The sequence below is a fragment of the Pontibacter diazotrophicus genome, from assembly GCF_003367245.1.
Classification (GTDB): domain Bacteria; phylum Bacteroidota; class Bacteroidia; order Cytophagales; family Hymenobacteraceae; genus Pontibacter; species Pontibacter diazotrophicus.
On the sequence record NZ_QRGR01000015.1, the window covers coordinates 131,725 to 144,579 of the forward strand.

Here is a 12,855-nt window from a genome sequence, read left to right on the forward strand (position 1 = left end):
TTAGAAGGAGGAAATTATGCCATCATATAAGCACACACAAGGAAGCGCAGAAAACGAAGGAAAACCAACAGGAAGAGGCCAGGACAAAGCAGCCGGCGGAAAGCCAGTGGATCCTGGAAGCCAAACGCGCGCAGAGCATGAAGAACTAAAAGACAGGTATACGGATGGACCGGATGATGTTGCGCCAGATGTAGATGAGACGGGGACGAATATATTAAGCAACAACCCGAACCGTAACACCAACAAGCCTGGTATTGACAACAACAAGTATAATTAATTAACCTTACCTTAAGTACAAAGAGAAATAGCACCTGCTGCAACGGGTGCTATTTCTCTTTGTACTACCTTTGCCTCACCAACTCGCAATTCTCCAAACCACATGGCCCGCTACGCCCTGACCGACATACACGGCTGTGCCCGTACTTTCAGAGCGCTCGTACATGAGCAGCTAAACCTCCAGAAAACAGACGAACTGTACGTGCTGGGCGACCTGGTAAACAAAGGGCCCGACAGCAAAGGTGTCATCGATTTTATACTGGAACTACAGGAGCAACAGTACCAAGTTTATTGCCTGCGTGGCAACCACGACCAGATGCTGCTCAAAGCCGCTAAAAAAGGCCCCAAAGTCTTAAGCTTAACAGACACCGAGAAGAAGCTTGTACTGGAGAGTTTCCAAATAGAGTCCTTTGAAGACCTGCCAAAAAAATACAGAGAATTCCTCAAAAGCCTTCCCTACCACCTCGAACTGCCGGACTACTACCTCGTGCACGCCGGGTTTAACTTTACGCAGGAAGATATTTTCGCGGATAAAGACGCCATGCTGAACATCCGGGGCTATGATGTAGACTGGCAAAGAATAGATAACAAAGGCCTGCTCCACGGCCATACCCCCACCGCCCTGCATAGCATTAAAAAATCAGTTTCCCATAAAGACCAGCAACTGAACCTGGACGCCGGCTGCGTCTACTACCGAAACGCCGCTTACGGCAACCTCATCGCACTGGATTTAGACACACAGGAACTGTACATACAGCCCAATCTGGATCGGCCTTACCCTGTGGCCCGGAAGAGCTAGAAGCCTTCATTAATAGCTCGAATAAAGAGGGGAAAACTGCCTTTATTTGCATTGGTGAGGTTGTTTTTCCTGCATTGTCTTTATAAACTGTGCGCCCTTTGTTATTGTGAGCCTTGCAATGTGTAGGTGCTGATCTCCTATATTCCTCTTCCTGAACCACAGTATCGGAAACTCTTCGCAAAAAGCTTCCTTTAAATCTGGAGCCTAAACCATAGCATTAACTAATCTTTTGATACACTGCCTGTGAAATAGAATTGTGCAATCAGTGTTGGGATTTTACTGGGGGAAAAGGATATATCGGTATTTATATATAGTGTAGTTGAATAAATCTTATAAGCAATAGTAGTTTAATATAAAGTACAGTTTACTTCTCATAAAATATGAGTAGCAATGATAAAGGTTTAGGTTATTAACAAGGGGTAAAGCAACTCATAATGCCTACGAGAAGCTTGTTATAGGCAATTAGTTTGAGTTTCATTATTCCTTATATGTATTAAGTTTTTCCTATATTTTAAAAGAAATGATAAAAAAATAGTTCTAAATATTTGCTTAACTATAAAATAAAATATAGTTATTTGTGTGGATATAAAACCATTAATATAGGAATATACCTAATTATATTTTTAAAACTTAAAGTACAATTTATGGCACAGGTCTACCCACCCCCTCGTAAGAACAGGCTTCTTCTTTCGCTGCTTCTGCAGTGTTTATTCATGATTGGTTTTGTGACGCAAAGTTTTGCGCAAGCGACTTTGCCAACAAGCAATACAAGCTGGTCTATATTGCCTCAGGGCTGGACTAGTTCTGGTGTGGGCGAATATGCTACGAACGTACCTACGACAAATGCAGGAGAAAACAGCTCTGCCAGCTACACGGCTAGTGCTACTTATGTACAAATAGACTTCACAGGTGTGCCTGATAAAGTTTCTTTTAACCTGAGAGCTTCGGGATTAAGCGGAAAATTTGACGGTGTATTTCAGGTGCTCGAATCGAGTACAGTAGGAAGCGGCTACACGGCGGTAGGAGACAACATTGATTCAAACAGTGGTGTATTAGCAGGAAGTAGTAATAGCTACCCTGTCGAAAGAGCGCTAAGTTCTACAACTAAATCTGTCAGGCTATATATGCAGACGAAAGGGGTTAAGACTCTTTACTTGGATAATGCACAGATCACCGCTGTTCCTGCAGGGCCAGAAGTGAACATGAAAATAGCAGGTGCCAATTTCCTGAGTGGTAGTACACATAACTTTGGTACTGTTAACCTGAAAAAGTCTAAGACAGTCGAGGTTACAATAGAAAACATCGGTACAAGTACATTAAGCCTTGATCCTCCAGTTTTAACAGGTGTAAATCCTCAACATTATTCCATTACAACTGTGGGTTATGCAGCTTCCTTAGAACCTTCTCAGACCGCCACCTTTCAGGTAACCTTTAGCCCAACCGTTGTGGGTACATTGAATGCAGAAGTACAGGTGGCGAATAATGACAGTGATGAAAACCCATACAAAATTCTGCTTCAAGGTACAGGTGCCATTCTACAACCCGTAATTACCAGCTTGTCATCCTATCTTGGTGGTGTTGACAAAGAAATAATTATTGAGGGTTCAGAGTTTATTAATGTTGACAAGGTACAGTTTAGCAATGGAGTAACTGCCTCCTTTACCATTATAAGCGATACACAAATACGTACATTTGTGCCAGCAGGAGCGGTAGATGGACCTATAACTGTATCGGCAGGTGCATTGAATACAAATAGTGAGTCTTTTGATGTTGTTCCGACACCGGAAATCTCGTCTGTAAATCCGGCAGAGGCATACGAACTGGATGTAGTAACTATTTCTGGTTCCTATTTAACCTATTTGGATCTTGAAACAGTAGTTTCTTTTAATGGAGTGCGCGCAACTTTTACGGTACGCCAAGACAGCAATGGCAATACAGTGATAGATGCTACCGTGCCTGTTGGTGCGACAACAGGTCCTTTAACGGTGACAACACCTGGCGGTACAGACACTATTAACTTTACTGTACTATATAAAACTCCCATTATAACTGCGGTAGACCCATCAGCAGCCTATGAACTAGCAGTAGTGACTATTTCGGGTACAAATCTTCGTGGTGTAACGGCAGTAACCTTCAACGGCGTGGGCGCGGCTTTTGAGGAGAGTGTAGATCCAAATGGTAATACTATCATCTACGCCGAAGTGCCACTAGGTGCCACGACAGGCCCTCTGACAGTGACAACTCTCGGAGGCACGGCCTCCATCGAGTTTACAGTGCTCAAGCCTATTCCAGCCAACCTGACCATCAACCCGACCTCCGGCAGAGTTGGCGACTACGTGATTATTTCCGGTGATAACCTAGCTGATGTGACGTCGGTGGTGTTCACCGGCGGGGCGGCGGCTACCTTTGCAGCTATCACCAACAGCGACGGATCCGTTTCACTGCAGGCTCAGGTGCCGGCAGGTGCCGAGACAGGTGCTATCACCGTGTCCAACGCCAATGGCTCGGCCACTACCCCGACTTATACAGTAATCAAACCAACCATTACTTCGGTAGACCCACCAGCAGCCTATGAGCTGGAGATAGTGACTATCACGGGCACTTATTTAAGTGGTGTAACGGCAGTAATCTTCAACGGCGTGGGCGCAGCTTTTGAGGAGGATCCTGCCAGCAATGGTACCATCGTATACGCTGAGGTGCCGCTAGGTGCCACGACAGGCCCTCTGACAGTGACAACCGCTGATGGTACGGCCTCTATAGAGTTCACAGTGCTCAAGCCCGTTCCTTCTAACCTGACCATCAGCCCGACCTCCGGCAGAGTTGGCGACTACGTGATTATTTCCGGTGATAACCTAGCTGATGTGACGTCGGTGGTGTTCACCGGCGGGGCGGCGGCTACCTTTGCAGCTATCACCAACAGCGACGGATCCGTTTCACTGCAGGCTCAGGTGCCGGCAGGTGCCGAGACAGGTGCTATCACCGTGTCCAACGCCAATGGCTCGGCCACTACCCCGACTTATACAGTAATCAAACCAACCATTACTTCGGTAGACCCACCAGCAGCCTATGAGCTGGAGATAGTGACTATCACGGGCACTTATTTAAGTGGTGTAACGGCAGTAATCTTCAACGGCGTGGGCGCAGCTTTTGAGGAGGATCCTGCCAGCAATGGTACCATCGTATACGCTGAGGTGCCGCTAGGTGCCACGACAGGCCCTCTGACAGTGACAACCGCTGATGGTACGGCCTCTATAGAGTTCACAGTGCTCAAGCCCGTTCCTTCTAACCTGACCATCAGCCCGACCTCCGGCAGAGTTGGCGACTACGTGATTATTTCCGGAGACAACCTGTCGGACGTGACGTCGGTGGTGTTCACCGGCGGGGCGGCGGCTGCCTTTGCCGCTATCACCAACAGCGACGGTTCCGTTTCACTGCAGGCGCAAGTGCCGGTGGGCGCCGAGACTGGTGCTATCACCGTGTCTAACGTCAACGGTTCTGGCTCTACGCCGACTTATACTGTACTAGTGCCTAAAATAACACTGTCCACCACTGAAATGACCTTTAGCAATGTAGAAGAAGGAAGTAGCGCAATACAGCAGTACGAGGTATCAGCAGAATACCTTAATGATGGTGCTGGAGTAACCTTAGACGTAAGTGGTGTGCCAGGTCCGTATACAATTTCTCTGTCTCCAACAGAAGGATTTGGTAATACAATTAACATTACAGAGGGTATTGTTAATAATACACTTGAGCTAACAACCATCTATGTTAAGTTTTCTCCTGTTGATGAAACCAGTAGTACTACTGCAACAATCGTTCATGTTACGGAAGACGCAGATGCAGAAGAGTTGTATATAACTGGTTCTGTCACCCCACTCCCGGTAGAACTTATCTTCTTCAAAGCAGCCGTTCAAGGAAACAAGGCGCTGCTGACCTGGGAAACGGCTTCGGAACAGGATAACTCTCACTTCGAGGTAGAGACATCGCTGAGCGGTGTAAGTTTTGAGAAAGTAGGACGTGTAGATAGCAAGACAACAAACAGCAGCATCCGCACTTCTTATGCGTTTACGCACAACATGGGCAATGCCAGCGGTACGCGCTACTATCGCCTGAAGCAGGTGGACCTGGACGGAACTTTTGCTTACAGCAAAGTGGTAGCCGTAACAGGAAGAGCTCAGGGTGCTGCATTGCAAGTATTGGTAGCGCCGAACCCAATCAACTACAACTCGAAAGTATACATTACAGTAGATGCAAGCGGCAAAGCAGCTGTAACCCTGCACGATTTAACTGGCAAGCAGCTTTATCAGAAAACAGTGGACGTTAGAGAAGGACAGACAGAAATACAGCTGCCACTTTACGACCAACTGCCTAGCGGCCTGTTTATGCTAACAGTTGAGATGAATGGCCTGCGCCGCCAGGTAAAAGTAGTGAAGCAGTAACAGCTTAAACCTTAGTAGTATAAAAGCCCGGTGCCATATGGTACCGGGCTTTTGCTTTTAAAGAACTTTCTACTGCTGATTTCTGCACCTCTTAAATCTGCTAACTAATGCCTCGCTGTATATAAACTTCTGAAACATTGGTTTATTCCGTAGCATACTTTAATTTTGAAAGCTATAAACCAACCGAAGCAATGCAAAAAGATACAGCCATATTTGACCTTATAGCGAAAGAGAAAGCCCGCCAGACGCACGGCATCGAACTGATTGCCTCTGAGAACTTTGTTTCAGAGCAGGTGATGCAGGCCATGGGCAGCGTGATGACCAACAAATATGCGGAAGGCTTGCCGGGCAAACGCTATTATGGCGGCTGCGAAATAGTAGACCAGTCGGAGCAGTTGGCCATTGACCGTGCCAAAGAGCTGTTCGGTGTAGAGTGGGTAAACGTGCAGCCACACTCCGGTGCGCAGGCAAATGCTGCAGTTATGCTGGCGTTGTTGCAGCCTGGTGACAAGATTCTTGGCTTTGACCTCTCGCATGGCGGGCACTTAACGCATGGCTCACCGGTGAACTTCTCTGGTAAGCTGTACAGCCCGTCTTTTTATGGTGTAGAGCAGGAGACAGGCCTTATCGATTTTGATAAAGTAGTGGAGACAGCCCGTAAGGAGCGTCCGAAGCTGATAATCTGTGGTGCCTCTGCCTACAGCCGCGACTGGGACTATAAAAAACTGCGTGCCGCTGCCGATGAGGTAGGTGCCCTGCTGCTGGCAGACATCTCCCACCCTTCCGGCCTGATTGCACGCGGCTTGCTGAACAACCCGTTTGAGCATTGCCATATTGTAACCACCACTACGCACAAGACACTGCGCGGCCCAAGAGGCGGTATGATCATGCTGGGGAAAGATTTCGAGAACCCGTATGGTCTGAAGACACCAAAGGGCGAAACACGCATGATGTCGTCGCTGCTGGATGGCGCTGTTTTCCCGGGCACGCAGGGCGGACCGCTGGAGCACGTGATTGCTGCGAAAGCAGTGGCGTACTACGAGGCACTTTCTGATGACTATTTGAGTTATGTAAAGCAAGTGCAGGAAAATGCGCAGGCGATGGCCAAAGCTTTTGTAGAAAGAGGCTACGACATCATATCAGGAGGTACAGACAACCACATGATGCTGATCGACCTGCGCTCGAAAGGGTTGACAGGCAAGCTGGCAGAGAACACGCTGGTGAAAGCCGATATCACCATCAATAAGAACATGGTGCCTTTTGACGATAAATCACCATTCGTGACTTCAGGAATGCGCGTAGGCACAGCCGCTGTGACTACCCGTGGTCTGAAAGAAAACGACATGGCGCGTATTGTAGAGCTGATCGATGATGTGCTGACAAACCATGAGAACGACAGCAAGATCAGTGCAGCACGCAAAGACATTAACAGCTGGATGCAGGAGTATCCGCTTTTTGCTTACTAACACTATAGAACAGGGGCCACAATCGTGATGATGGATCAACCACAGATAGGAGAAGAGCAGCTAGGAGAAGAGCAGCCGCAAGAGATGTCTTTTGTGGATCATCTTGAGGAGCTGAGGTGGCATCTCATACGGGCGCTGGCCTCTATCCTTGTATTCGCAACCATTGCTTTTTTAGCAAAGAGCTTTGTTTTTCATGATATCATTCTGGCTCCCTCCCGCACAGATTTCCTGAGTTACCGGGTAATGTGCGATATTGGAAATTATATAGGCTCTGATGTGCTTTGTGTAACCGAGATGGGCTTTACCATCCAAAGCCGGCAGATGAGCGGGCAGTTCACGATGCACTTACTTGTGTCTGTCTTGTTGGGTCTGGCATGTGCCTTCCCCTATGCCTTCTGGGAGATATGGCGTTTTGTAAAACCAGGCCTTTATCCGCAGGAACAGAAAAACTCGCAGGGAGCAGTATTCTTTGTATCTATCCTGTTCGTGATGGGCTTGCTGTTTGGTTATTATGTGGTGTCGCCCATTTCCATTAACTTTTTGGCAGGTTACCAGGTAGACCCAACGATTATAAATGAGTTTGACCTCTCGTCTTATATCTCTACCCTCACCACGCTGTGCCTGGCCTGTGCTTTTATGTTTGAGATGCCCGTGATTGTGTTCTTCCTGACAAAGGCAGGATTGATAACGGCCGAGACGATGAAGCTGTACCGCCGCCACGCTTTTGTAATAATATTGGTTGTGGGGGCTATCATTACGCCTCCGGATGTTATCAGCCAGCTGCTGATCTCTATGCCACTGATGCTATTATATGAGGTAAGCATAAACATCTCGAAGTCAATACGTAAAAGAGATTTGAAGAACCTGAACGAAAACAATACGATATAATGGCACTGAACATTGCAATTGGAGGAGACCATGCCGGCTATACCTACAAAAGTATGGTAAAAGCTGTACTCGAGGCGCTTGGCCACCAGATACAGGATTTTGGCCCTCAGTCTGACGCTTCTGTGGACTATCCGGACCATGTGCACCCGCTTGCAAAAGCGGTGGCAGACGAGGAGGCTGATTTTGGCATCCTGATCTGTGGGAGTGGCAACGGTGTAGCCATAACGGCGAACAAGCATCACGATATACGTGCGGCATTATGCTGGAAACCTGAGCTGGCTAAACTGGCGCGGGAGCATAACAACGCCAACGTGCTTTGTATACCAGCCCGTTTTGTGTCGGAGGATGTGGCACGCGAAATGGTGAAAGTTTTCCTCTCAACTGGTTTCGAAGGTGGCCGCCACCAAACCCGCGTAGACAAAATCACGGCCTGCTAAGGCTGCCTGTAGTATAACTAAAAGGGCGCTGCACTTATGAAAAGTTGCAGCGCCCTTCTGTTTTACAGGTATCCCAGTATCAATTAATTAATACGCATTATATTTTCCTATCTGCAAATTCCCCTCCTCGGAGGGGCAGGGGTGGGTTCTGTAGAACAACTTTGTGCGCAGGACTCATTTGATATTGAAATTTGGAAGCAGTCTTACTCCGACAACTCATAAACCCCTGCAGCGCTGGTGGCGCTGTACTTTCCAAAAATGCCTGGCAGCTTATAACTCAGTTCAGGCATCAGGTTCACTTTATCTACAATATAAGCGGGCATTTCCCTGCTGAAGTTCTGGTGTATCTCAAAAACCGCCTGGTATTCATTCAGTCTTCCGAAGTGGCGCTGGGCCAGGTTCCAGTTCAGGTAAGGTGTTACAGGCTTGTTTTGTGTGTAGTAGCTGACATCTTTGCCCAGCACCAGCACGGTAGCCTGTTGCATCGGCAGGTCGATCTCTTCTGGCAACAGCAGCGGCGACTCGTCCAGCATTAGAAACCTGTTGATGTGGAGCATGTGCCTGTAGCGCAACACCAGCATACAGCCAATCACCAACAGGATAACCAGGTTCAGCTGCCACATTTTGCGGTTTGAGGTAAAGAAGAATTCACTGAAGTAGGCTATTGGCGGCAGCAAAAGGATAAAGGTAGCCACCGAAATCTCGTCTCTAGTGAAAATGACCACGAAGCTGGTGAACAGCCACACCCACATCAGCTGCTTAAACTTGTCCTGAAAAACGAGGCGCTGTGGCAGAGAAGCTGAGCTCAACAGCGAGAGTAAAAGCACTATAGCTGGTATGGCCATCAGCTTCGCCACATCGGCTGGCGGACGCAAAAAGTTAACCTGCAGTTGCCAGGGGCGCAGCAGGTGCAGTTCAATAAACTCCTGCGTGGTGTTGGTATAAAGGTAGTAGGTGAGCAGGACAGCATACGGAAAAACAAAACCGCACAACATCAGCAGCATACTCCTAAAGGTGCTGGAGGCAAAGAAGATTACAGCAAACACGCCTATCAGCAGGAACATAGCCAGAGGCAGGTAGCTCATGGCAGCCAGCCCCAGCATAAACCCACCCACAAACAGGCGGTTATTGTCAAATCCCTCCCGCGAAAGGGTGATAATATATGGCAGCGACAGGATAATGAAAGTATTGCCGATGAGCAGCGGCGTGAGCATGTTGAACTCAAAGGAAAGGCTCCCTAAAATCAGGTACAGCAGCGCAGGCAGGTAATTTTTGCTGGCATATACGTTGTGGCGGTTAAGGGTAACGTTCAGCAGCAGCGCCTGCAGCAGCAGCAAACCCATCGCCGTAAGCCGGTAAGCCAGAAAAGACCGCCCCGCCAGCGCATCCAAAGCCCAGAACACCAGCGCCGAGACCGGGGCCGTGTTGTCGTATATGTCGCGGTACATACCAAAGCCATCCGACAATCGCTCCCCTACCAGCATGTGTAGCAGCTCGGGTGCCGTGGCAGATATGTTCCATAAAATGAGCGGAAGCTGAATAGCAAGAAAAAGCAAAACCAACAGGATCAGTCGGGAAGGCAGTATGCTTCGGAAGTAACTAATCAAGTAAAGACACAGTTAGAAGGAACTACAATAAAGGACAAGAGAGACCGGTTAAGCTTTAGAGAAGATAGAAGCGGATGCTTATCTGCCCTAAAGCCTAACCGGCTATTGCTTTCGTCCCAAAACAATGCAAAAGCCCTAAACCTGAAATGAGTAAGGCGCTTTTGGGGTAAAAATGCGAAATTAATATGATATTTGCAGCTTCATATGGAAAGTAAAAGACAACAGAAGTTTTCGCGCCTGATTCAGAAAGAATTAGCAGACATCTTCCAACGGGAGGTGCCGCACCTTTTTGGAGGCGCATTCATATCCGTGAGTGTAGTGCGGGTTTCGCCGGACCTGGGCCTGGCCAAGGTATTTATAAGCGTGATGATGGCGCAGAGTGCAGAAGCACTGCTTTTAGAAGTACGCGCCAATACCAAAACTATCCGCCATCTGCTGGCTCAGCGTATCGGAAAGCAGGTAAGAATTGTGCCGGAACTGGCATTCTTTTTGGATGACAGCGCAGAATATGCTGCCCGCATTGATAAATTGTTCGACAACATCGAAATACCGCCTGCCACCGAGGATGACGAGGAAACATACCCAGGCTTATAGTATCTCATCACCTTTATGCAATACGACCCGATAAAGCGGGTGCTTGGTGACGCGTTTAACAAAACGCCTTTCCTGCGCCGCGTGTTTTACAAGCTCCTGGACCTGCTTTTGCTGCGTACCTGGCACGTGCACAAAGAGCTGCGCGAGTGGGCAAAAGGCCGCCGCGACAAAGAGCAACACATTTTAGATGCAGGCTCCGGCTTTGGCCAGTATACGTACTACCTGTCTGGCATGAGCCGCAAGTGGAGCATATTGGCAGTGGACGTGAAGGAGGAGCAGATTTCCGACAGTAATTGCTTTATCCGTGCCATTGGCCGCCACAATGTATTATTCCGGATTGCAGACCTGGTGAAGTACCGGGAGCCTAAAAGCTACGACCTTATTTTATCGGTAGATGTGATGGAACATATCTTAGAGGATGTGGAGGTATTCCGAAACTTCCAGGCCTCGCTGCGCCATGGCGGGATGCTTGTTATCTCCACACCATCCGACCAGGGCGGCTCCGATGTGCATGGCGATGATGAAGCTTCTTTTATAGAAGAGCATGTGCGCGATGGCTATAACATCCAGGAGATACAGGATAAACTAAAGCTGGCCGGGTTCAGCAAAATAAAAGCACGCTACTCATACGGAAAGCCAGGGCAGATATCGTGGCGCCTGTCCATGAAGTATCCGCTGCTGCTGTTGAACGTCTCTAAAGTTTTCTTCCTGGTTTTGCCGTTCTATTACCTCATTACCTTCCCGGTATGCCTCGTGCTGAACTGGATGGACGTGAACGGCAACCACAAATCAGGTACCGGCCTGATTGTGAAAGCCTGGAAATAATTAATTGTTGAATTGTTAAATGGCTTAATTGTTGTCTCAGCACGTGTAACAATAAACGTTTAACTATTAAACAATCAGCAATAAACAATCAGCAATAAAAGATGAATGTTCCTTTTCTGATAGCGAAGCGGTATTTTTTCTCCAGAAAGAAGAGAAACATCATCAGCATTATCTCCAACATCGCTATGATTGGGGTTGCGGTTGGTTCGGCTGCGCTTATTATCGTGCTTTCCGTATTCAATGGTTTGGAAGACCTTATTCGTGAAATCTACTCCAGCTTTGACCCTGATCTAAAGATTACGGCTGTAGAGGGAAAGTCTTTTGAGACCGATACAGAGTTCATGAATCGCATCCGCCAAATGCCGGGCGTAGCGGTGGTGTCGGAGGTGATAGAAGACAATGCCCTGCTGCGCTACAACGACCGCCAGATGGTGGTAAAGGTGAAGGGCGTGAGTGAGAACTTCTTTGAGCAGAATGAAATAGACTCGTCGGTGGTGGAAGGCCATAGCGAGTTAATTCGCAACGATACCTACTACGCCTTAGTCGGCCGGGGTGTGCAGTACCAACTTTCTATCAGGACAAACAATAAGTTTGTGCCGCTGCAGTTTCTGTATCCCCGCAACACCAGGTTTAACCCGCTTAACCCGGAAGGAGCCTTCAACGTGCTGGACATAGCCCCTGGGGGTATTTTTGCCATAGAGCGGCAGTACGACGATTCCTATGTATTTGTGCCGTTGAATTTTGCTGCGGAGCTGCTGGAGTATGGCCGTCGCCGCACCGCTATCGAGATAAAAGTAGCGGACGGGGCACGGGTGGACCAGGTAAAAGCTGCTTTACAGCAGGAATTAGGAGACAGCTTCAGGATACAGGACAGTGATGAGCAACACACCAGCCTGCTGCGCGCGGTGAAGGTAGAGAAGCTGTTTGTGTTCATCACCTTCGCTTTTATACTGGGCATTGCCTCCCTCAACATTTTCTTCTCCCTTTCTATGCTTGTGATTGATAAGAAGAAAGACATTGCCATTCTTGCCTCTATGGGTGCTACGGCTAACACCATCCGTAATATCTTCTTAATGGAAGGTGCCTTGGTGGCCTTTATCGGGGCAGCATATGGGCTATCTATCGGCATGCTCATCTGCAACCTGCAACAGACCTTTGGCTTGGTGAGTATGGGCATGTCTACCTCGGTGGTAGAGGCTTATCCGGTGAAAATGGAGGTAAGAGACTTTATACTGACAGGTTTAGCCATCGTTGTTATCACCCTGCTAGTATCTGTGCGGCCCGCCCGTAAAGCCGCTGCTATGTCAGTAACGGAGAATATTTAACAGCAAAAAATAGCTGTTGGCAGGTTCTGAAAGCGCGCATTTTCAACTCAAAAAAATAAAGTGTAAACATGCGTAAGGCTAAAAGGTGCAAACTTTGGGCAAGCTGACTCGCTATTTATATTTTCCAAATCCTTCATGTTCCTGTTATAGGCTAAAAACAATGTTTTTGATAGGAAATAAATAGTAGAAAGGCTAAATT

Annotated in this window: 10 protein-coding genes; 9 read left to right on the plus strand and 1 reads right to left on the minus strand. The window is 47.9% G+C overall.

The annotated features are described in order from the left end of the window. Positions 1–16: 16 nt before the first annotated feature. From DXT99_RS14995 to rpiB, 6 genes are all read left to right on the plus strand, one after another. Positions 17–277 (plus strand): hypothetical protein, encoded by a 261-nt coding sequence (locus DXT99_RS14995; protein ID WP_115566384.1) that lies wholly within the window; start codon positions 17–19, stop codon positions 275–277. A 102-nt stretch (positions 278–379) separates the two neighbouring features. Next, complete coding sequence (locus DXT99_RS15000; RefSeq protein ID WP_115566385.1) at positions 380–1,075, plus strand: metallophosphoesterase; 696 nt, start codon at positions 380–382, stop codon at positions 1,073–1,075. Between the two features lie 644 nt (positions 1,076–1,719). Next, positions 1,720–5,514: a choice-of-anchor D domain-containing protein gene (locus tag DXT99_RS15005; RefSeq protein ID WP_115566386.1), complete on the plus strand. Its 3,795-nt coding sequence runs from the start codon at positions 1,720–1,722 to the stop codon at positions 5,512–5,514. A gap of 191 nt (positions 5,515–5,705) precedes the next feature. Further along, a complete protein-coding gene (gene glyA, locus DXT99_RS15010) occupies positions 5,706–6,980 on the plus strand; it encodes a serine hydroxymethyltransferase (protein WP_115566420.1) in 1,275 nt (424 codons plus the stop codon). A 30-nt stretch (positions 6,981–7,010) separates the two neighbouring features. Then, a complete protein-coding gene (tatC, locus tag DXT99_RS15015; protein ID WP_115566421.1) occupies positions 7,011–7,868 on the plus strand; it encodes a twin-arginine translocase subunit TatC in 858 nt (285 codons plus the stop codon). Beyond that, positions 7,868–8,305 (plus strand): ribose 5-phosphate isomerase B, encoded by a 438-nt coding sequence (rpiB, locus tag DXT99_RS15020; protein WP_115566387.1) that lies wholly within the window; start codon positions 7,868–7,870, stop codon positions 8,303–8,305. The genes tatC and rpiB overlap by 1 nt, the downstream gene beginning before the upstream one ends. Before the next feature lie 203 nt (positions 8,306–8,508). Here the strand turns inward: rpiB and DXT99_RS15025 are convergent, their stop codons facing one another. Next, the gene (locus DXT99_RS15025) at positions 8,509–9,912 is read right to left on the minus strand and encodes a hypothetical protein (protein ID WP_147294232.1); all 1,404 of its coding nucleotides are present in this window, start codon (positions 9,910–9,912) and stop codon (positions 8,509–8,511) included. Positions 9,913–10,116: 204 nt separating this feature from the next. On the opposite strand from DXT99_RS15025, the gene rbfA reads away from it, so the two are divergent. The 3 genes from rbfA (at position 10,117) to DXT99_RS15040 (ending at position 12,656) form a co-directional block, all read left to right on the plus strand. Beyond that, complete coding sequence (rbfA, locus tag DXT99_RS15030) at positions 10,117–10,506, plus strand: 30S ribosome-binding factor RbfA (RefSeq protein ID WP_115566389.1); 390 nt, start codon at positions 10,117–10,119, stop codon at positions 10,504–10,506. A gap of 15 nt (positions 10,507–10,521) precedes the next feature. Beyond that, complete coding sequence (locus DXT99_RS15035) at positions 10,522–11,331, plus strand: class I SAM-dependent methyltransferase (protein ID WP_115566390.1); 810 nt, start codon at positions 10,522–10,524, stop codon at positions 11,329–11,331. A gap of 101 nt (positions 11,332–11,432) precedes the next feature. Next, entirely contained in the window at positions 11,433–12,656 is a 1,224-nt protein-coding gene (locus DXT99_RS15040) for an ABC transporter permease (RefSeq protein WP_115566391.1), read from the plus strand. Positions 12,657–12,855: the final 199 nt, after the last annotated feature.